Origin of the sequence: Pseudomonas sp. TMW22089, assembly GCF_022496645.1 — a bacterium.
Classification (GTDB): domain Bacteria; phylum Pseudomonadota; class Gammaproteobacteria; order Pseudomonadales; family Pseudomonadaceae; genus Aquipseudomonas; species Aquipseudomonas paraversuta.
In genome coordinates this window covers 103,597-123,266 of the sequence record NZ_SCFG01000005.1, presented here as the reverse complement: position 1 = coordinate 123,266, position 19,670 = coordinate 103,597, and the positions used below count along the sequence as shown (strand labels likewise).

Here is a 19,670-nt window from a genome sequence, read left to right as displayed (position 1 = left end):
CTCCAGGAGTCACCATGTCGCTGTCCAGCGGGCTCATTGCCGCCGTCGCCCTGGCCTATATGGCCATTATGTTTGCCATTGCCTTTTATGGTGACCGGCGCAGCAAACCGCTGCCGCCGCGGGTCCGCGCGTGGGTGTATAGCTTGTCGCTGGCGGTGTACTGCACCAGCTGGACATTCTTCGGCGCCGTCGGCCAGGCCGCCGAGCAGCTTTGGGCCTTTTTGCCGATTTACCTGGGGCCGGTGCTGCTGCTGGTGTGCGCGCCCTGGGTCCTGCAAAAGATGGTGCTGATCAGCAAGCAGGAGAACATCACCTCGATTGCCGACTTTATTGCCGCGCGCTACGGGAAGTCCCAATCTCTGGCGATTGTGGTGGCACTGATCTGTCTGGTGGGCGTGCTGCCCTACATCGCCCTGCAGCTCAAGGGCATTGTGCTCGGCGTGAATCTGCTGATCGGTGCCGGAGCAGACGCCACGGGGACCCGCGCCCAGGACACGGCCCTGATTGTGACCCTGATTCTGGCGCTGTTCACTATCGTATTCGGCACGCGCAACCTCGATGCCACCGAACACCACCGCGGCATGGTGCTGGCGATTGCCTTCGAGTCGCTGGTCAAACTGTTCGCCTTTCTTGCCGTAGGTGCCTTTGTGACCTACGGCCTGTATGACGGTTTCGACGATCTTTTCAACCAGGCCATGCTTGCACCGCGCCTTGAGCAGTACTGGAAGGAAACCATCAACTGGCCGTCGATGGTGGTACAAACCGGCGTGGCAATGATGGCAATCATCTGCCTGCCCCGACAGTTTCACGTAACCGTGGTCGAGAATATCGAGCCGCAGGACCTGCAACTGGCCAAATGGGTGTTTCCGGCCTATTTGATTCTGGCCGGCCTGTTCGTGGTGCCGATTGCACTGGCCGGACAAATGCTGCTGCCCAGCTCGGTGCTGCCGGATTCGTTCGTGATCAGCCTGCCACTGGCCCAGGCTCACCCGGCACTGGCATTGCTGGCATTTATTGGCGGCGCATCGGCGGCCACCGGCATGGTGATCGTCGCCAGCGTGGCACTGTCGACCATGGTCTCCAACGACATGCTGCTGCCCTGGCTGCTGCGCCACAAAAACGCCGAGCGCCCGTTCGAGGTGTTCCGCCACTGGATGCTTTCGGTACGCCGCGTAACGATTGTGGTGATCTTGCTGCTGGCGTATGTGAGTTACCGCCTGCTGGGCTCCACGGCGAGCCTGGCCACCATCGGCCAGATTGCCTTCGCCGCAGTCACCCAGTTGGCCCCTGCCATGCTCGGCGCCCTGTACTGGAAGCAAGCCAACCGCCGGGGCGTATTTGCCGGCCTTGCCACCGGTACCTTCATTTGGTTCTACACCCTGGTGCTGCCGCTCATCGCCCACAGTGCCGGCTGGCCTTTGAGCCTTTTCCCGGGTCTGACCTGGCTGCACAGCAACCCGCTGGGGCTGTCGATCACACCATTGACCCAAGGCGTGGTGTTGTCGCTGGCCGGTAACTTCACTCTGTTTGCCTGGGTTTCGGTGCTGTCGCGCACCCGGGTTTCGGAGCACTGGCAAGCCGGACGCTTTATCGGCCAGGAGCTGAGCAGTCACCCTAGCGGACGCTCCATGCTCGCGGTGCAGATCAACGACTTGCTGGCCCTCGCGGCGCGTTTTGTCGGCGAGGAACGTGCCCACCAGAGCTTCATCCGTTTCGCCTATCGCCAGGGCAAAGGCTTTAATCCGAACCAGAATGCCAATGGCGAATGGATCGCCCACACCGAGCGCCTGCTGGCCGGGGTACTCGGCGCCTCTTCTACCCGGGCGGTGGTCAAAGCGGCCATTGAAGGTCGGGAGATGCAGCTCGAAGACGTGGTACGCATTGCCGACGAAGCATCGGAAGTGCTGCAGTTCAACCGCGCATTACTGCAGGGCGCCATTGAAAACATCACCCAGGGGATTAGCGTGGTCGACCAGTCGCTCAAGCTGGTGGCCTGGAATCGTCGCTATCTGGAATTGTTCAACTATCCGGACGGGCTGATCAGCGTAGGACGGCCGATTGCCGACATCATTCGCCACAATGCTGAGCGCGGCCTGTGCGGCCCCGGTGAAGCCGAAGTGCATGTGGCCCGCCGCCTGCACTGGATGCGTCAAGGCCGGGCACATACATCCGAACGTCTGTTCCCCAATGGCCGGGTGATCGAACTGATTGGCAACCCCATGCCGGGCGGCGGTTTTGTCATGAGCTTCACCGACATTACGGCGTTCCGCGAAGCCGAGCAGGCGCTGACCGAGGCCAACGAAGGTCTTGAGCAACGGGTGGCCGAGCGCACCCATGAGTTGTCGCAGCTTAATCAGGAGCTGACCGACGCCAAAGGCGTGGCCGAAGCGGCCAACCAGTCCAAGACCCGTTTTCTGGCAGCCGTCAGCCATGACCTGATGCAGCCCATGAATGCGGCACGCCTGTTCTCCTCCGCGCTGTCCCACCAGGATGAAGGGCTGAGTCCGGAAGCGCAGAAACTGGTGCAGCATCTGGACAGTTCCTTGCGTTCCGCCGAAGACCTGATCAGTGACCTGCTGGATATTTCGCGCCTGGAAAACGGAAAAATAACTCCGGACATCAAGCCTTTTGCACTGAATGACCTGTTTGAGACCCTGGGCAATGAATTCACCGCCCAAGCGCAGGAACAAGGCCTGAGTTTCAGGGTTCGCAGCAGTCGTTTGCGCGTCAGTAGCGATATCAAGCTGCTGCGGCGCATCTTGCAGAACTTCCTGACCAATGCCTTCCGCTACGCCAAAGGTCCGGTGTTGCTGGGCGTACGCCGCCGCGGGGGAGAGCTGTGCCTTGAAGTGTGGGATCGCGGACCGGGTATTCCTGCCGACAAGCTGCAAGTCATTTTTGAAGAGTTCAAACGCCTGGACAGCCACCAGACCCGCGCCGAAAAAGGCCTGGGCCTGGGCCTGGCGATTGCCGACGGCTTGTGCCACGTGCTGGGGCACAGTTTGCAAGTGCGTTCATGGCAGGGAAAAGGCAGCGTGTTCAGTGTCAGGGTGCCGCTGGCCAGGACCCAGGCTGCGCCACAGCCCGTGGCTGCGGAGCAAAATGGTCAGCCGGTCAATGGCGCCCAAGTGCTGTGCATCGATAACGAAGACAGCATTCTGATCGGCATGCAGAGCTTGCTGACACGCTGGGGCTGCCGGGTCTGGACCGCACGCAATCGTGACGAATGCGCGGCCCTGCTCAATGAGGGCGTACGTCCACAGCTGGTGCTGGTTGATTACCATCTGGATGACGGCGAAGTGGGAACCGACCTGATGCGCTGGCTGCGGGCCCAGCTGGGGGAGCCAGTGCCTGGAGTGGTGATCAGCGCTGATGGACGCCCGGAGATGATTGCCGAAGTGCATGCCGCAGGTCTGGAGTATCTGCCCAAGCCGGTAAAACCCGCAGTATTGCGGGCCCTGCTGAGTCGGCATGTGCCGCTGTGATCACGCCGTATTAAATCTGTAGTCGCTGCCGAAAGGACCGAAGGGCCTTGGGTTTTGCAACGGGGCCCAGGCAGCGACTACAGAGATACCATCCCCGCTCACTCAGCCGGGTGCGCCACGCCATCCACATCGGTCATCGCCCGTTCCAGCAGGTCTGCCGGCAGGCTTTTACTGGCCCTTGCGCCCAGCAGTTTGAGCTGTTCGCTGCGACTGACGAGGTTGCCCCGACCTTCTGTCAGCTTGTTACGCGCGGCGGCATAGGCTTTATCCAGTTGCTGCAGTCGATTGCCGACCTCATCCAGATCCTGAATAAACAGCACGAATTTGTCATATAGCCAGCCTGCCCGCTCGGCAATTTCCCGCGCGTTCTGACTTTGCCGCTCCTGCTTCCACAGGCTGTCAATGACCCGCAAGGTCGCGAGCAAGGTGGTCGGGCTGACAATCACGATATTGCGATCGAATGCTTCCTGAAACAGATTGGGCTCGGCTTGCAACGCGGCGGAAAAGGCCGCTTCGATCGGTACAAACAGCAACACGAAGTCCAGACTGTGCAGCCCCTCGAGTCGCTTGTAGTCCTTACCGGCCAGCCCCTTCACATGATTGCGCAACGACAGTACATGCTGTTTGAGTGCCGCCTGGCCGATGACCTCGTCATCTGCCCCTACATATTGCTGATACGCCGTGAGGCTGACCTTGGAGTCGACCACCACCTGCTTGTCACCCGGCAGCATGATCAGGACATCGGGCTGAAAACGCTCGCCGTCCGGTCCCTTGAGGCTGACCTGGGTCTGGTACTCGCGGCCTTTCTCAAGCCCGGCATGTTCAAGCACCCGTTCCAGAATCAGCTCCCCCCAGTTGCCCTGGGTTTTCTGACCTTTCAGGGCCCGGGTCAGGTTGGTGGCTTCATCACTCAGGCGCAGGTTGAGCTGCTGCAGACGCTCCAGCTCTTTACCCAAGGAAAATCGTTCCCGGGCTTCTTGCTGATAGCTTTCTTCGACCCGCTTTTCAAACGACTGGATGCGCTCTTTGAGGGGGTCGAGCAACTGCCCCAGGCGTTCACTGCTGGTGTCGGCGAAACGCTGCTCGCGCTCATCGAAAATCTTGCCGGCCAGTTCCGCAAATTGAGCCCGCAACTCATCACGGGAGCCTTGCAGATCGTTCAATCGTTGTTGATGGCTGTCTTGCTGCTCCCGCAGTTCAGCGGCCAGGGCGGCCCCATGCGCGTCCAGACGCCTTAACTCGGTTTCTTTCTGGCTGCGCTCCAGGCTCCAGGCATGGGCTGCATCGCGGGTATTGTCACGCTCCAGCTGCAACAACTCGACCTCTCGCCGCAATGCCGCGAGCTCTGCCTGCTTGGCCGCATTGGCCTGGCCCAGATCACTGATTTCATCGCGACTGGCATCCAGTTGGGCGCTCAGGCCTTCCTGGGCCAACTGCGCCGTACTCAGGCGCTCGCTGAACATCGCCAGCTCTGCATCAAGGCTACTGGCGCGACGCTGCACCTGCCATAAAACTGCCAGCAGCGGCACACCTGCCAACGCTAGGCCCAGCAAAATGCTGCTCAAGTCCAGGGCCATAGCCCCCTCCGCACGAGATAAAAGAGCAAGGTTAACCAAGCAACAGGCCTGAAGACAGCTCAGTCTTCGGTTTTGCTCAGTTCCTGTTGTGCGGCGCGGTCACCGGCACGGGCTGCCTGGCGCAAGAGTTCATGACCGATTCGTTGATCCCGGGCACTCCCGCAATCACGGCACATCAATTGCCCCAGACGACTCTGGGCCAGTACTACGCCTTGTCGTGCGGGTTGTTTCAGCAAATGCCCGGCAACGTGCTTGACGCTGGGGTTAGCGCCCAATCGAGGATTATCCAGTAACCAGATTGCCACCCGCAGAGAAAAGCGTTTTGGGGCTTCTGCTGGAGTAGCAGGACGGGTAACGGAGGAAGTAGCTGTGCGAAACTTCATATGACACTGTAGGGCAGAACAGAAGGCGCGCAACTCTACTCCTTTTTTCGTTTGGGTAAAGTCGAAAAAGTACTACACCCGCGATCTAGAGCAAGCCCACGGGACAATCCACAGATCCTGTGGATAAGTCAGTGGACAACCTGCATTTAACCGCCGCAAACGCCCACCCTACGGGGCCTCAGGTCAAACTGACGATTTTTTCACCAATTAAAAAAAACGATGTTTTTCATTGACTTAAATTTGGCGAACAGGCTATGAGCGGGGTAAATCCAGCCCCTGCCGGCATTTTGTACGCAGCACCTTAAATGTGCACAAGTTCACACTCACCCCAGTAAACAGGACAAATGCAGGGCAGAACCTGTAGGTCTGCGCACTGCTAATGAGCAGCCTCCAACGCAGGTTCAAGCGGCCATTGCTTGCCGGACCGGGCTGGCGCACCGGTAAAAATGGGCTAAAAGCGCCCATCGGCAGCCGCGACAAGCCCATACCCAAGGGCTTTATCAGGTATTTTTCGCTAGCACACTTGCGTTTAATTTTTCAACCCGTTAGTATCCGCAGCGTTAGTACCAAGCTGAAAGTCAATTCGGGCCGAACAAATCCCTCAAGCACTCTTCAATAAATTGAAGACACGCTGATAAAACGGGATCGACCCCCTCGATGGTTTCCAGGTAAATCTTGCGACGATACTGCCTTTGAAAAGCAAAGGGTATCGCGAAGCTCTTACTCTGACCGAACCAACCTGCAAATTGATCAGGATCTTCACCCGGAGCACGGAACCTTAGCTCCTGTTGTGATTGCCTGCCCTCCTAAGTACCTACCTGCCAGCCCAAGCGCCACATACTTAATGCGCTCCAACTGGCGGCTTTGTTCCAGTCAGGTTCTTCGTCCAGCCAAAGATGGCTCGACGTCACTGGAACGTTTTAACGTTGCACGGTTCTAATCCGTGTCATTTGTAGGAACACCTAATAACTATGTCTACTCAAATCCATACTCAGGATGCCATTCGCACCCTAACCAACGCCTTTGCTCCAATGAACTGCCTGATTATGGCCGCTCGCAAAGGATGCTTCAGCTTCACCCTGGTCAACGAACACGGCATCGCTCGTCACAGCGAACGCCTGTACCCCGATCAATATTCCAGCGCAGCACCTCTGCAAGCTGTGATCGAGCGTACTCGTCAGGCACTTATTGCCTGATCTGATAAGCGGTAACCCAACAAGCCCTGCCTGATCCGCAGGGCTTTTTGTTGCTAAAAATTTAAGAAATATCCGGCATCGTTTAATTACTTGCGGATATATAGCTAACAACTCGAAGCTATAAATGTTTTAAAAACAGAACATTAGAACAAAGATATGAGACTACACTTCAACTCAAGCGGCATAATCCGCTTCCGGCGATCCCTTACGACCCACTGCTGCCAAGCTCTTGGGACCGCCGGCCATTTTTAGGCGTCGAGGACGATATGGGTATCGCTGCCAGGGAGTTGAGCCTTTATGTAATTCGGCCAACGCTGATGTATCTGGGCCAGAACAACCCGGATGCAGAAGCATTGTTGCTGGGTATTGCAGCCAGCCAGTCAAGTTTGGGCTCAGCCCTGCATGATCGGCGCGGCCATGGCCTGTACTGCATTCGCGAACCCCGTCACGCCGCCTTGTGGGATCAGTACCTGGCGCAAGACCCCGAACTGGCGAGCCTGGTTCGCGGACTGGCCAGTCAGCATGCATTCTTGTGCAGCCCGCATTTGGAACTCACGGTTAATTTACGTTACGCAACGGCCATAGCGTGGTTGCTGATAGAACAGCAGCAACTAACCATACCCGCTGCAGATGACCTGCTCGGTATGGCCAGAGTTTGGCGCCAAGCCTTTGAACCACAAGGACGTTTGCGTGATTTCACTCACGCATGGAACAACTTTGTTTCTCCTCTTGGCCATGTCGCCTGAGATTTCACCCACCTACAATAATATTTAAATGATCGGAAACCGGTCGGATTGTCCTACAAAACAACGCTAACTTCTGCGATTTAGCCTATAGCGCTTAAACAAAAATGTTGGTAGTTTTCGTCCGGTGATCAAAAGGAGTTCTAATAATGAAAAAAGTAATGCTCAAGACCACACTTGGCCTCGCCGTCACTTTGGCTTCCAGCCATATTTTCGCAAGTGGCTTCGCCCTCAACGAACAAAGCATTAGCGGTATGGGGACCGGCTTCGCAGGGCGTTCGTCTTCTGCTGAAGATGCGAGCACCGTTTTCGGCAACCCGGCAGGCATGTCCCGCATCAAGCGCGAACAAGTTACCGGTGGTGTTGCTGCAATCGACGCAAGCACCGATATCAAGCACGCAAGTGGCGGCGCTCCAGGCGGCACCAACAAAGGCGACATGGTTCCTTTCACTGCCGTGCCAATGGGCTTCTACGTGAAGCCAATTGATGAGCACTGGGCATTTGGTGTAGGCCTGTATGCTCCTTTCGGCCTGGTCACTGACTACGAAAGCAGCTTTGCCGGTCGCTATGCTGGTAAAGAGAGCAAGGTTCAGGTTATTACCTTCCAGCCTACTGTCAGCTACGCCTTCAACGATGTAGTTTCGATCGGTTTTGGTCCTACCATCAACCGCATTGACGGCACCCTGACTTCCGCTACGCCTGGTCCACGCGGCCCCGCCAGCGACGGTGAAGTTAAAATCAAGGGTGACGATACTGCACTTGGTTTCAACGCCGGCATCCTGGTTCAGGCCACTGACAGGACTCGCCTGGGTCTGACTTATCACTCTAAAGTCAAATACAGCCTGGATGGAAACACCAAAATCTCGGGCATAGGTTTCGGGCCTTTCAATGGCACTAAATACGATGCCGGCCTGGATATCACTACGCCCGAATCTGTTGACTTCTCGGTTACCCATGAGCTGAATGACCAGTGGACCATCTATGCAGGTAGTACCTGGACTCGCTGGAGCCGCCTGAAAGACATCACCGTTGAAAACAATGGTGTTCCACCTGCGCTAGGCGGCAGTGTCGGCCCGATCGGTACCATTAAAGAAGATCAGAACTGGCATGACACCTGGGCTTCGGCCATTGGTGCTGCCTATAAGATCAACAAGCAATGGACAGTGCGTACCGGCTTGTCAGTTGATCAGTCACCTACCAACAATACTGACCGTTCGGTTCGCATCCCGACTGGCGACCGTAAAGCAATCAGCTTTGGCGTCGGCTGGAGCCCAACTGATGATCTGACTATTGATGCCGCTTATTCCTACCTCAAGGAAGAGTCGGTTAGCGTCAACCTGCCAGCCAAAGGCAACTACAAATCCTCTTACCACAACAGTGCAAACGGGTTTGGTGTAGGTGCAACCTACAAGTTCTAATTCAGCGCGAGACTTGACCCCTCGCCAACTGAATTAAAAAATCCCCGCTCTCGTTACCGAGGCGGGGATTTTTAATGAACGGAAGTCAGGGTTTTGAAGCAATGGCTTTTTCTATCGCGTCAATCAACTCGGGACTGTCGGGTTTGGTCAGACTCGAAAAGTTGGCAACTACGTTACCTTTGCGATCAACAACGTACTTATAGAAATTCCACTTCGGAGCACTGCTCTGTTCAGCCAGCACTTTAAACACGTGTGCGGCGTCAGGGCCACGTACATGTTGCGGATCAATCATGGTGAACGTGACGCCGTAATTAACGTAGCAGACCTTGGCTGTTTCCTCGCCACTCTTGGCTTCTTGTTTAAAGTCATCGGACGGCACCCCGATCAACTCCAGCCCTTGCCCCTTAAAGCGCTGATTCAACGCCTCAAGCCCTTTGAACTGTGGAGCAAAGCCACAGAAGCTCGCGGTATTGACGATCAACAGCGGTTTACCGGCAAAACGCTGGCACAGATCGATAGACTCCTTGGCCCGCAACTTGGGCAACGAGCCCTCCAGTAACGGTGGGCAATCTGTCGCCCATACCGAACCGGCGCACGCCAATAACAGTACGGGCATCGCAATCCAGCGCTTGAGCATTATGAAAGTCCTTTAAATAGAGGCAGACCCTGAACTTACTCGCCCCGACAACATACTAGCAAGCACCCATGCCCAACTGCATCAGCGCCAGCCCGCCTTGATGCCAGCCCCACCACGCCAGAGCCAGCAGCAATGAACCGCCGCCCAGGCCCGCGACCCACAACCACATCGAGCTCACGCCATACTCCCCTGCGCCTGCAAACGGGCAACAGGACGCTCACGCACCGGCCAGTTCAAGGCTGCAGCCAATAGACTCAAGAATATCGAGACCTGCCAGATCAGATCGTAACTACCGGTTCGATCATAGACCACACCGCCCAGCCAGCCGCCAAGGAACGCGCCCAACTGATGGAACAGGAACACGATGCCTCCCAGCATTGACAGGTTACGCACACCAAACAGAGTGGCGACCGTGCCATTGGTCAACGGCACCGTCGACAGCCACAAGAAACCCATGGTCATACCAAACAGATAGGCACTGAATTGCGTCACCGGTGCCCACAAAAACAGCACAATCACTACCGCTCGCGCCAGATACAGGGCGGTCAGCAAACGCGGCTTGGACATGCGTCCGCCGAGCCAGCCCGCCGTGTAGGTGCCGAAAATATTGAACAGCCCAATCAGCGCCAGCACAGTCGTACCAACGGTCGCTGGCAGATGCTGATCTACCAGATAGGCCGGCAGGTGGATGCCGATAAACACCACCTGAAACCCGCAGACAAAAAAACCGAAGGACAACAACCAGAAGCCGGAGTGCGAGCAGGCCTCACCCAGGGCTTCCTTGAGGGTTTGCTCGCCACCCAGACTCGGCAGCGGGCGATCCTTGAGCATGCTCACCAGGGGCACGATCAGCGCCACCAGCAAGCCCAGAACCAGCAAAGCCGACGACCAGCCGAGCCAGCCGATCAAACCCAGGGTGCCTGGCAGCATGGCGAACTGACCGAACGACCCCGCCGCACTGGCAATCCCCATGCCCATGCTGCGTTTTTCCGGGGGCAAGGCGCGCCCCACCACCCCCAGAATCACCGAAAAAGAAGTACCGGACAGACCGATACCGATCAACAACCCCGCACTCAGTGACAAGGTCATCAATGAGTCCGACATGCCCATCAGAATCAAACCGGCGGCATACAAAATGCCCCCAATGATCACCACCCTGGCTGCACCGAAACGGTCAGCCAGAGCACCGGTGAACGGTTGTGCCAGGCCCCAGATCAGGTTTTGCAGGGCGATGGCAAACGCAAAAACCTCACGGCCCCAGCCAAACTGCGCACTCATGGGCGGCAGAAACAGCCCGAAACCATGCCTTACCCCCAGGGACAGCGCCAGAATCAATGCACTGCCCAAAAGCACCCAGCCGCTGGTACGCCACACCGATGTCATTATTATTCTCCTAATGCGGGTATATACCCATTTTTATTCGTGAAACAGGCGCTCAGTCCGCGCCCGCCAACTCATCCAGCAGCTGCAACAGTTGTTCACGCCGGTCTTCACCCAAACGGTCAATCAGACGCTGTTGTGCAGCCTCCCAGGCAGGCAGGGCAGCCTCGAGCCGCTCTTCACCGGCCTTGGTCAGGCACACCAGTCGATTGCGATGGTCTTCGCCCTCGGCCAGCTTCACCAGGCCTGCAGCTTCGAGCACCCGCAAATTACGGCCCAAGGTACTGCGATCCAGCCCCATGGCTTCGGCCAGAGTGGAAATACTCGGCTGATCGAGACGCTTGAGATTGCACAACAAGGAATACTGGGCAACGTTGATCCCGAAGCCATCAAGAGCGCCGTCGTAATGCCTGCTGATGCCGCGGGAAGCGCGACGCAGATTGGTGCATAAACACTGGGTCGGTAACATTTTGTATGTATATACCCGCAATTAAACAGAATCAAGATTTATAAACACAACCTTGAGGGAGCCGGTTTGCCAGCGACACGGCTTCTCAGGATATCCAGGCTGACGCATAGCAGGGTCACACTTGAATAAGCGCCAGCCCCACCAACAGCAGAACCTCAAGCAATTCAAGCAAGGCGCCGGCGGTATCACCCGTGGTGCCGGCCAAACGACGCAGCATCACCTTGCGCAGCCAAACAAACCCAAGCGCAGCCAGCACCAGCGCGTACAACCCTGCATAACCGGCTATCACCACACACGCCACAGCACTGAGCCCCAGCACCTGCCATCCCGCCTTGCGTGGCAAGTGTTCAGCCAGCGCCTGCCCCAGGCCACCGGCACGAACATAGGGCGTGGTAAGGAACACTCCCAGCAAAGCGCTGCGGCCGATCAACGGCACAATCAGCAAGACCGCCGTCTGTTGTTGCTCTATCAGTGCCAGCAGCGCGCAAAACTTGAGCAATAACAGCAACACCAGGGTGACCACGGCAATCGGTCCGCTGCGCGGGTCTTTCATGATACTCAGGGTGCGCTCGCGATCACCAAAACCGCCCAGCCAGGCATCTGCACTGTCAGCCAGACCGTCCAGGTGCAGCCCGCCGCTGAGCAGCACCCACGCCGTCAGCAGCAAGGCCCCGTGCAGCATCAACGGTGCACCGGCCAGCAAGCCATTGAGCCCCCACAGCAACAGGCCGAACAACAAACCCACCAGCGGATAGAACAGCAGCGAACGCCCCAGCTCCTGCGGCGCAGGCATGCCGGGCAGGCGAATCGGCAAACTGCTTAAAAACTGCAGGGCGATCCAGAATGGCAGCATGCTCAACCCTCTTCGCTCAATACGCCGCTCGCTGTGACACGCAGGCCGAACAGCGCACCATTGACCACCTGCACCTGCAACAAATGCTCACGGGGCAGACCCCGGGCCCGGGCCAGCAGCAGTTTCATCACCCCGCCGTGGCACACCACCAGCACCCGCTCGCCGGCAAACTGTTGCTGCAAACGGCTGACCGCTGACAGCACCCGCGCCGAGAACGCCAGCACTGGCTCGCCTTGCGGCGGAGTAAAGCCGTAGGGGTCTGTCCAGAACAAGCCCAGCGCCTCGGCATCGGTCTCCATTAGCGCGGCAGGACTACAGCCCTCCCATGCACCAAAATGCAGCTCCTGCAGGTCCTTGTCGAAAGACACCGGTAACGCCAGCTGCTGGCTCAATTCCTGCGCGAACAAGGCACAACGCTGCAATGGCGAGCTGACAATACGATCCCACGGCCCGCGGCCTTTGACCGCCTCCCGCATCTGCTCCCAGCCCAGGGCCGTCAGCGCGTCATCGAGACTGCCACGCAGACCGCCGCCCAGTTCGGTTTCACCATGGCGCAACAGATCCAGCTGCACACTCATGCCGGGCGGTCCGCCACGGAGGCCTCGGCAAAGGTCGCCATCTGCCCGTGCAGGTCGCAGGCAAGACGCACCAAGGGGACCGCCAGCGCAGCACCGCTGCCCTCGCCCAGGCGCAAGCCGAGGTCGAGCAACGGTTGTGCCTGCAGGCTTTCCAGCACATGGCGATGCCCCTGCTCGGCGCCGCGATGGGCGAAGATCAGCCACTCTCGGCATTCGGGATTCAAGCGTACGGCGACCATGGCCGCAACCGTACAAATAAATCCATCAACCAGCGCCACCAGGCCTTCTTGCGCACACGCCACATAGGCCCCGGCCAAGGCTGCAATTTCAAAGCCGCCCAAGCGAAACAGAGTCTGCAACGGGTCATCCAGCAGCCCGTCGTGAAACGCCAGCGCCTGATCGATCACCCGGGCTTTATGGCTCACACCCGCCGCATCCAGACCGGTACCCGGCCCGGTCAAATGCGCAGCCGGGCAATCGAGCAGCGCACAGGCCACGGCACTGGCCGACGCCGTATTGCCGATACCCATTTCACCGCCGATAAACAACTCACTGCCCGCTGCCAGTGCACGCAATACGCTGTCACGACCCGCCTGCAGAGCTTTCAAGCCCTGACTGTCGGTCATCGCCGCGCCCGTGGCAAAGTTGGCCGTGCCGGCCCCCAGCTGCAAATGCCGGACCCCCGCCAGATTGAGCATCGGGGTAACAGTGCCCAGATCCACCACATCCAGTTGCGCGCCCAACTGACGAGCCAGCACGCTGATTGCCGCGCCGCCGCTGACAAAGTTGTGCAGCATTTGCCCGGTGACCGCTTGCGGATAGGCCGATACACCCTCCGCCACCACGCCGTGATCACCTGCAAAAATCGCAACCCATATTTGATCGGCACGGGGTTTCAACCGCCCCTGCAACCCGGCCAGCTGCACTGCCAAAGCTTCCAGCTGGCCCAAAGAACCTGCCGGCTTGGTCAATTGCTGCTGACGCTCGGCCGCTGCCGTCGACATTGCATGATCAACCGGCTTGCACGGGGTCAGCCACCACGGGGTATTCATAGTGCAGTTCCTTTCAACGTCAGGGGCAGGCCCGCCACCGTCAGCACTACTCGCTGACAGCGCTCGGCCAAGGCTTGATGCAACCAACCGGCTTCATCGACATAGCGGCGAGTCAATTCGCCCAGCGGTACGACACCCATTCCGGTTTCGTTGCTGACTAACACGATTTCACCCGGCAGTTCAGCCAGGCACTCCAGCAGCGCATCACGCTCGGCGCTCAGGCGCTGTGGATCTTCAAGCAGCAACAGGTTGGTCAGCCATAGCGTCAGGCAATCCACCAGCAGAAAAGAATCTGCCCGGGCGTTGTAGCGCAGTACCCGGGCCAGCTCTACCGGCTCTTCAACCAGCGCCCAATGCCCGGGGCGGCGCTCACGATGGTGACGCACGCGCTCGTTCATCTCACCGTCCAGCGGCTGGCTGGTGGCAATATAGGTGACGGCCAGACCGGACCCGGCCGCGAGCTTCTCGGCCAGGCGACTTTTCCCCGAGCGGGCTCCGCCCAGAATCAGTTGCAGCATGTTTTGGAACCTCTAGCAGAAGAAGGCGCTCTGGCCACTGACGCTAACGCAGGCAAGCCGGGCCCCCGCAGGGATATCAGAGCCCGCATAACAGACGAAGCAGCCCGGTATCCAGATGGTTTTGCACCAGGTCCGCCAGGCGTTCGATATCCCGCTCACGCAGGGCGTGGTAATCCACCGATTGCACGTCCTGCAAGCCGGCCCAGCGCAGCAAGGCACTGCAGGCCGCAGGCGACTCGAACAAGCCATGCAAATAGGTGCCGAAAATTTGCCCGTCGGCGCTTTGCGCGCCGTCACAGCGGCCATCTTCCAGTTGCACCGCCGGCCGCTCCAGCGCCACGCCGGTAGTCACCCCCGCATGGATTTCGTAACCACAGACTTCAGCGTTTTCCAGAGCCAGATGCCCGCGCACATTGCGCAGCTGCTTCTCGGCGGCGAGCTCGGTGCTGAATGTCAGCAACCCCAGCCCCGCGCTTGAACCCGCAGTACCTTCCAGGCCCAACGGGTCGTGAACCTGCTCGCCGAGCATCTGTAAACCGCCGCAAATCCCCAGCAACTTGCCGCCATAGCGCAAGTGACGGTTGATGGCAGTGTCCCAGCCATTGGCCCGCAAATAGGCCAGATCGCTGCGCACGCTCTTGGAGCCCGGCAGAATGATCAAGTCTGCAGCCGGGATGGGCTGGCCCGGCCCGACAAACTGCAAGTCCACCTGCGGGTGTAAACGCAGCGGGTCGAAGTCGGTGTGGTTACTGATACGCGGCAGCACCGGCACTACCACCCTGAGCACTTGATCCGCCTTGTCGGTCTGACGCTGATCAATGCCGTCTTCGGCCTCGAGGTGCAAATCCATCACATAGGGCAAGACCCCGATCACCGGCTTGCCCGTGCGCTGCTCGAGCCAGTCAAGACCGGGCTGGAGCAAGGCAATGTCGCCACGAAAACGGTTGATGATGAAGCCCTTGACCCGTGCCTGCTCGGTTTCGCTGAGCAACTCCAGAGTGCCGACCAGATGCGCGAACACCCCGCCGCGGTTGATATCGGCGATCAGGATCACCGGGCAATCCACGGCTTCGGCAAAGCCCATGTTGGCGATGTCACCGGCACGCAGGTTGATCTCGGCAGGCGAACCCGCGCCCTCGACCATCACCACCGGGTACTCGGCACTCAAACGTCGATGCGAGGCCAGCACCGCCTGCATGGCAATGGCCTTGTAGTCGTGGTAGGCCACCGCGTTCATGCTGGTCACCGCACGACCATGGATAATCACTTGCGCGCCGGTGTCACTGTTGGGCTTGAGCAGCACCGGATTCATATCCGTGTGCGGCGCCAGGCCGGCCGCCTGCGCCTGAACTGCCTGAGCCCGGCCGATCTCGCCGCCCTCAGCGGTTACGGCACTGTTGAGTGCCATGTTCTGCGGCTTGAACGGCACCACACGCACACCCTCACGGGTCAGCCAGCGGCACAAGGCCGTGACCAGGGTACTTTTACCGGCATCGGAGGTGGTGCCCTGCACCATCAAAGTACTCATGCAACTTCCTTGGTGTAGGCCAGCAACGTCTGCTCCAGCCGCAACCAGTCAGCCTCGGTGGCCGGCAGACCGAAACGTACGCTGCTGTTATGGGCAAACAGACGCAGCAAAATGCCGCGCTGGGCCATGAATTCGTAAAGACGGTCGGCATGGGGCGTAATCAGCCACTGAAACAGCGCGCATCCGCCCTGGGGCGGCAAATCATGTACGCCAAGCAATCGCGCCAGACGCCCGCTGGCCAGTACGCTGCGCTCGCGCTGCAGCGCCTGGGCTGCGGTGTCTAGCAGGCAGGCCTGACCGACAATCCGGGTCGGCCCGCTGACGGCCCATGGCCCGACTTGTTCGGCCAGCAATTTGAGCAATTTGAGTTCCGCCAGAACAAAGCCCAGGCGTATGCCGGCCAGGCCAAAGAACTTGCCGAAGGAGCGCAACACAATCAGTCCGGTACGCCAGCTCTGGGCCGACAGACTCAAATCCGGCGTGTTGTCCATAAAGGCCTCGTCCACCACCAGCCAGCCTCCGCGCTGGGCCAGCCTGGCGTGCCATTCCAGCAGGCGCTCGGCGGACAGGCTCAAGCCTGTGGGGTTATTGGGGTTAACCACCACCAGTACATCCAGGGTATCGAGGTAGAAATCGACTTCCTGTTCCATGATTTCGCGCACGATGTGCCCGCTGCGCCGCCATGCCTCAGCGTGCTCGGCATAACAGGGCGACAGCACTCCGACCTTGCCCCCCCGACGCAGGCGCGGCAGTAACTGAATGGCGCACTGCGAACCCGGCACCGGCAACACATTGGGTGCGCCGTAATAGGCACAGGCCGCATGCTCAAGCCCGTCGTCGGTTTCCGGCAAGCGCGCCCAGGCACGCTGATCAATCTCGGGAATTGCGAATGGCCAGGGCGCCAGGCCACTGGACAGGTCCAGCCAGTCGGCCTCGGCAATGCCGTAGTGCAGGACTGCCTGGCGTAAACGTCCGCCGTGCTCAAGCATAGAATTCACTCCCCACGCACAGGATCAATAACCACAACCACACCCCGCGTTGCACCAACTGCCAGCCGCGATTGATCGAATCGGCATCCGCCGGCGCACCTTCGCCCAATTGCCCGCGCTCGTGCAGTTCACCGTGGTAAATCGCCGGGCCGCCCAACTCGACCTCCAGGGCACCTGCGCCCGCCGCCATCACCGGCCCCGCATTAGGGCTGTCCCATTGCGGCGCCTGTTTGCGCCAGCACTTAAGGGCCAGTCGGGTTTTACCCAGTACGGCGTAGGTCAAGGCAACCAGACGCGCAGGAATGTAGTTCAGCACATCATCGATCCGCGCAGCCGCCCAGCCAAAACGCTCGAAGCGTTCGTTGCGATAGCCCCACATGGCATCCAGGGTATTACTCAAACGATAGAGCACTACACCCGGCGCACCGGCCACGGCAAACCAGAACAAGGCGGCGAACACTGCATCGCTGCCGTTCTCCAGTACCGATTCAGTGGCGGCGCGGGCCACTTCAGTCGCATCCAGTTCGCTGGTCTGGCGACTGACCAGGTAGCCGACCCGGGTACGGGCTTCGTCCAGATCATTGCTGCGCAGGGCTTGTGCCACCGGCTGCACGTGCTCGCCCAGACTGCGCATGCCCAGCGCGCAATACAGCGCCAGAATGTCCACCAGCCAGCCGATGTAAGGCAGCCACGACAAGGCTGTGGCCAGGATCGTAAATGGCACAACCGCCAGCACCCAGGCTGTCACGCCATGGCTGCGCCAGCCCCGGCCACCGGAATTGAAACGTTGTTCGATACGCTCAGCCATCCGGCCAAACGCAACCAGTGGATGCCTGCGCTTGGGCTCACCGAACAGCGCGTCCAGTGCCACTCCGGCGACGCACAGCAACGCCACACTCATGGGCTCACTCCCCAATAATTCTCATAGACCAGTTCACTCAAGGGACGCGCTTTGGCCCATCCTTCGAGTATCAGCATAGGTGCTGGATAAAAGCTCTCGACCGGGCCCAGGCACAGTACAGCCAACGGCTTGGCGCCCGCAGGCAAACCCAGCAGCTCGGCCAGCGCCCGGGGTTCGAAGAGCGACACCCAGCCCATGCCCAAGCCCTCGACCCGGGCGGCCAGCCACAGGTTCTGGATAGCACAGGACAAGGATGCCATGTCCATCTCCGGCAAGGTCCGGCGACCGAAAATGTGCTTCTCACGGTCATCCATCAACGCGGCCACCAATACTTCGGCGCAATCGTTGATCCCCTCTACTTTGAGGGTCATGAACTCATCGGAGCGCTCACCCAACGCTTCAGCAGTGCGTACCCGCTCTTCTTCCACCAGGGCTTGCACCTTGCTGCGCAACTGGCGATCGCTGATGCGGATGAACCGCCACGGCTGCATCAGGCCCACGCTGGGCGCCTGATGCGCGGCTTCAAGCAGCCGTGATAACAGTTGAGGAGCCACCGTGCCACCGCTGAAGTGCCGCATGTCGCGGCGTTCGGCGATGGCGCGATAGACAGCGGCTCGCTCGTCAGGACTGAATGCGTTGTCGCTCATGACACCTTCACGGCACAGGGCGCGAACAACGCAGCAATGGCCTGGGGATTGGACGGAAAGTAAAAGTGCACATAAGACGCTGTCATCCGCCCGTCACGATACACCGCTTCAGCACCACGCCCGCCATTGGGGCTCAGGCCCCGGGCAATGGGCTCAAGCTCAGTAGTGGTCAACGAGTGATGGTAGGTGTGACCGCGCAGCAGCCCTTCGGGCATCTCGACCGCCTGCAACGCCAGTGCCGCCAGGCGCTTTTGCATGGTCGCTTCACCGGCCAGCAGCCCCACCAGCTCGGCACGCTGGCCGTCGACGTCGGTCAGGGCATCCAGCAGATAGAGCATGCCACCGCATTCCGCAAGCAAGGGTTTGCCCGCAGCATGGTGCGCGCGAATGGCCTGCAGCATCGGCGTATTACGCGACAGCTCAAGGTGATGCAGTTCAGGATAACCGCCCGGCAAATACAGACTGTCAGCCTCGGGCAAGCGGGCATCGTGAATCGGCGAGAAGAACAGCAATTCGGCGCCCATGTCCCGCAACAGCGCCAGGCTCGCGCCATAGGTGAAGGCGAAGGCTTCATCCCGGGCCACGGCAATACGCACTCCGGCCAATAATGGCTCGGCAGGTACCAACTGCGGTGCAGCGAACTCCACCGCCGGTGGCAGCGCTACCTCACAGGTGCTGGCCAGGGCTGCGGCTGCCGCATCAAGGCGTGCATCCAGATCATTCAACTCGCTGGCCTGGACCAGGCCCAGGTGACGGCTTGGCAGTTCGATTGCGGTTTCACGGGACAGCGCGCCATACCAGCGCAGACCTTCAGTCAGGCTTCCCTCCAGCAACTGCGCATGGCGCACGGTACCGACGCGGTTGGCCAGCACCCCGGCAAACGGCAAGTCCGGCTGATACCGCGCCAGGCCCAACGCCAGCGCACCAAAGGTCTGGGCCATGGCAGTGCCATCAATCACGCCCAACACCGGCACGCCAAAATGACGCGCCAGATCAGCGCTGGACGGCGTGCCGTCGAACAAGCCCATCACCCCTTCAATCAGAATCAGGTCCGCTTCACCTGCGGCTTCCCACAACAGGCGGCGGCTTTCATCGGCGCCCACCATCCACAAATCCACCTGATACACCGGCGCCCCGCTGGCGCGCTCGAGGATCATGGGATCGAGAAAATCCGGGCCACACTTGAATACCCGCACCTTGCGCCCTTGATTGCGATGCAATCGGGCCAGGGCGGCGGTGACGGTGGTCTTGCCCTGGCCCGAGGCCGGTGCGGCGATCAATACCGCCGGGCAATGACGCGACTCTCTCATGCTTGA

General features: G+C 59.5%; 19 protein-coding genes. 4 read left to right on the top strand and 15 right to left on the bottom strand.

What is annotated here, in order from left to right; translation table 11 throughout:
• The first annotated feature begins 14 nt into the window (after positions 1-14).
• The gene (locus EQV90_RS07215) at positions 15-3,485 is read left to right on the top strand and encodes a PAS domain-containing hybrid sensor histidine kinase/response regulator (protein WP_003442704.1); all 3,471 of its coding nucleotides are present in this window, start codon (positions 15-17) and stop codon (positions 3,483-3,485) included.
• A 98-nt stretch (positions 3,486-3,583) separates the two neighbouring features.
• Here EQV90_RS07215 and rmuC read toward each other — a convergent pair whose 3' ends face one another.
• Both rmuC and EQV90_RS07205 read right to left on the bottom strand, forming a co-directional pair.
• A complete protein-coding gene (rmuC, locus tag EQV90_RS07210; protein ID WP_177412972.1) occupies positions 3,584-4,948 on the bottom strand; it encodes a DNA recombination protein RmuC in 1,365 nt (454 codons plus the stop codon).
• A gap of 173 nt (positions 4,949-5,121) precedes the next feature.
• Positions 5,122-5,445, bottom strand: a complete 324-nt coding sequence (locus EQV90_RS07205) for a hypothetical protein (protein WP_039735148.1) — start codon at positions 5,443-5,445, stop codon at positions 5,122-5,124.
• Between the two features lie 971 nt (positions 5,446-6,416).
• Here EQV90_RS07205 and EQV90_RS07200 point away from each other — a divergent pair.
• The 3 genes from EQV90_RS07200 (at position 6,417) to EQV90_RS07190 (ending at position 8,802) form a co-directional block, all read left to right on the top strand.
• A complete protein-coding gene (locus EQV90_RS07200) occupies positions 6,417-6,641 on the top strand; it encodes a hypothetical protein (protein WP_003442709.1) in 225 nt (74 codons plus the stop codon).
• Between the two features lie 266 nt (positions 6,642-6,907).
• The gene (locus EQV90_RS07195; RefSeq protein WP_003442713.1) at positions 6,908-7,387 is read left to right on the top strand and encodes a hypothetical protein; all 480 of its coding nucleotides are present in this window, start codon (positions 6,908-6,910) and stop codon (positions 7,385-7,387) included.
• Positions 7,388-7,533: 146 nt separating this feature from the next.
• Complete coding sequence (locus EQV90_RS07190) at positions 7,534-8,802, top strand: outer membrane protein transport protein (RefSeq protein ID WP_240877939.1); 1,269 nt, start codon at positions 7,534-7,536, stop codon at positions 8,800-8,802.
• Between the two features lie 85 nt (positions 8,803-8,887).
• Here the strand turns inward: EQV90_RS07190 and EQV90_RS07185 are convergent, their stop codons facing one another.
• The 13 genes from EQV90_RS07185 to EQV90_RS07130 all read right to left on the bottom strand — a co-directional run bounded on the left by EQV90_RS07185 (position 8,888) and on the right by EQV90_RS07130 (position 19,664).
• Positions 8,888-9,439: a glutathione peroxidase gene (locus tag EQV90_RS07185; protein WP_010655761.1), complete on the bottom strand. Its 552-nt coding sequence runs from the start codon at positions 9,437-9,439 to the stop codon at positions 8,888-8,890.
• A 55-nt stretch (positions 9,440-9,494) separates the two neighbouring features.
• On the bottom strand, positions 9,495-9,617 hold the full coding sequence (locus EQV90_RS21680) for a hypothetical protein (RefSeq protein WP_003442738.1): 123 nt from the start codon (positions 9,615-9,617) through the stop codon (positions 9,495-9,497).
• The gene (locus EQV90_RS07180) at positions 9,614-10,813 is read right to left on the bottom strand and encodes an MFS transporter (protein ID WP_165878354.1); all 1,200 of its coding nucleotides are present in this window, start codon (positions 10,811-10,813) and stop codon (positions 9,614-9,616) included. Before EQV90_RS07180 ends, EQV90_RS21680 begins: the two co-directional genes overlap by 4 nt.
• 61 nt (positions 10,814-10,874) lie before the next feature.
• A complete protein-coding gene (locus tag EQV90_RS07175; protein WP_003442752.1) occupies positions 10,875-11,288 on the bottom strand; it encodes a MarR family transcriptional regulator in 414 nt (137 codons plus the stop codon).
• Positions 11,289-11,403: 115 nt separating this feature from the next.
• Positions 11,404-12,141 (bottom strand): adenosylcobinamide-GDP ribazoletransferase, encoded by a 738-nt coding sequence (locus tag EQV90_RS07170; protein WP_240877938.1) that lies wholly within the window; start codon positions 12,139-12,141, stop codon positions 11,404-11,406.
• A gap of 2 nt (positions 12,142-12,143) precedes the next feature.
• A complete protein-coding gene (cobC, locus tag EQV90_RS07165; RefSeq protein ID WP_240877937.1) occupies positions 12,144-12,719 on the bottom strand; it encodes an alpha-ribazole phosphatase family protein in 576 nt (191 codons plus the stop codon).
• Entirely contained in the window at positions 12,716-13,771 is a 1,056-nt protein-coding gene (gene cobT / locus EQV90_RS07160) for a nicotinate-nucleotide--dimethylbenzimidazole phosphoribosyltransferase (protein ID WP_010655758.1), read from the bottom strand. Before cobT ends, cobC begins: the two co-directional genes overlap by 4 nt.
• Positions 13,768-14,289 (bottom strand): bifunctional adenosylcobinamide kinase/adenosylcobinamide-phosphate guanylyltransferase, encoded by a 522-nt coding sequence (gene cobU, locus EQV90_RS07155; protein WP_240877936.1) that lies wholly within the window; start codon positions 14,287-14,289, stop codon positions 13,768-13,770. Before cobU ends, cobT begins: the two co-directional genes overlap by 4 nt.
• 76 nt (positions 14,290-14,365) lie before the next feature.
• Positions 14,366-15,817, bottom strand: a complete 1,452-nt coding sequence (locus EQV90_RS07150) for a cobyric acid synthase (RefSeq protein ID WP_240877935.1) — start codon at positions 15,815-15,817, stop codon at positions 14,366-14,368.
• The gene (cobD, locus tag EQV90_RS07145; protein ID WP_010655757.1) at positions 15,814-16,806 is read right to left on the bottom strand and encodes a threonine-phosphate decarboxylase CobD; all 993 of its coding nucleotides are present in this window, start codon (positions 16,804-16,806) and stop codon (positions 15,814-15,816) included. The genes EQV90_RS07150 and cobD overlap by 4 nt, the downstream gene beginning before the upstream one ends.
• Entirely contained in the window at positions 16,799-17,707 is a 909-nt protein-coding gene (cbiB, locus tag EQV90_RS07140) for an adenosylcobinamide-phosphate synthase CbiB (protein WP_003442764.1), read from the bottom strand. The genes cobD and cbiB overlap by 8 nt, the downstream gene beginning before the upstream one ends.
• Positions 17,704-18,354, bottom strand: coding sequence for a 5,6-dimethylbenzimidazole synthase (bluB, locus tag EQV90_RS07135; RefSeq protein WP_127196167.1), 651 nt, complete (start codon positions 18,352-18,354; stop codon positions 17,704-17,706). Before bluB ends, cbiB begins: the two co-directional genes overlap by 4 nt.
• Complete coding sequence (locus EQV90_RS07130) at positions 18,351-19,664, bottom strand: cobyrinate a,c-diamide synthase (protein ID WP_010655756.1); 1,314 nt, start codon at positions 19,662-19,664, stop codon at positions 18,351-18,353. Before EQV90_RS07130 ends, bluB begins: the two co-directional genes overlap by 4 nt.
• Positions 19,665-19,670: the final 6 nt, after the last annotated feature.

What these genes read in the sequence shown, in the direction of transcription:
- EQV90_RS07215 (WP_003442704.1), top strand. Translation starts at nt 15, where the DNA reads ATGTCGCTGTCCAGCGGGCTCATTGCCGCCGTCGCCCTGGCCTATATG.
- rmuC (WP_177412972.1), bottom strand. Translation starts at nt 4,948, where the DNA reads ATGTTCAGCGAGCGCCTGAGTACGGCGCAGTTGGCCCAGGAAGGCCTG.
- EQV90_RS07205 (WP_039735148.1), bottom strand. Translation starts at nt 5,445, where the DNA reads ATGAAGTTTCGCACAGCTACTTCCTCCGTTACCCGTCCTGCTACTCCA.
- EQV90_RS07200 (WP_003442709.1), top strand. Translation starts at nt 6,417, where the DNA reads ATGTCTACTCAAATCCATACTCAGGATGCCATTCGCACCCTAACCAAC.
- EQV90_RS07195 (WP_003442713.1), top strand. Translation starts at nt 6,908, where the DNA reads ATGGGTATCGCTGCCAGGGAGTTGAGCCTTTATGTAATTCGGCCAACG.
- EQV90_RS07190 (WP_240877939.1), top strand. Translation starts at nt 7,534, where the DNA reads ATGAAAAAAGTAATGCTCAAGACCACACTTGGCCTCGCCGTCACTTTG.
- EQV90_RS07185 (WP_010655761.1), bottom strand. Translation starts at nt 9,439, where the DNA reads ATGCTCAAGCGCTGGATTGCGATGCCCGTACTGTTATTGGCGTGCGCC.
- EQV90_RS07175 (WP_003442752.1), bottom strand. Translation starts at nt 11,288, where the DNA reads ATGTTACCGACCCAGTGTTTATGCACCAATCTGCGTCGCGCTTCCCGC.
- EQV90_RS07170 (WP_240877938.1), bottom strand. Translation starts at nt 12,141, where the DNA reads ATGCTGCCATTCTGGATCGCCCTGCAGTTTTTAAGCAGTTTGCCGATT.
- cobC (WP_240877937.1), bottom strand. Translation starts at nt 12,719, where the DNA reads ATGAGTGTGCAGCTGGATCTGTTGCGCCATGGTGAAACCGAACTGGGC.
- cobT (WP_010655758.1), bottom strand. Translation starts at nt 13,771, where the DNA reads ATGAATACCCCGTGGTGGCTGACCCCGTGCAAGCCGGTTGATCATGCA.
- cobU (WP_240877936.1), bottom strand. Translation starts at nt 14,289, where the DNA reads ATGCTGCAACTGATTCTGGGCGGAGCCCGCTCGGGGAAAAGTCGCCTG.
- EQV90_RS07150 (WP_240877935.1), bottom strand. Translation starts at nt 15,817, where the DNA reads ATGAGTACTTTGATGGTGCAGGGCACCACCTCCGATGCCGGTAAAAGT.
- cobD (WP_010655757.1), bottom strand. Translation starts at nt 16,806, where the DNA reads ATGCTTGAGCACGGCGGACGTTTACGCCAGGCAGTCCTGCACTACGGC.
- cbiB (WP_003442764.1), bottom strand. Translation starts at nt 17,707, where the DNA reads ATGAGTGTGGCGTTGCTGTGCGTCGCCGGAGTGGCACTGGACGCGCTG.
- bluB (WP_127196167.1), bottom strand. Translation starts at nt 18,354, where the DNA reads ATGAGCGACAACGCATTCAGTCCTGACGAGCGAGCCGCTGTCTATCGC.
- EQV90_RS07130 (WP_010655756.1), bottom strand. Translation starts at nt 19,664, where the DNA reads ATGAGAGAGTCGCGTCATTGCCCGGCGGTATTGATCGCCGCACCGGCC.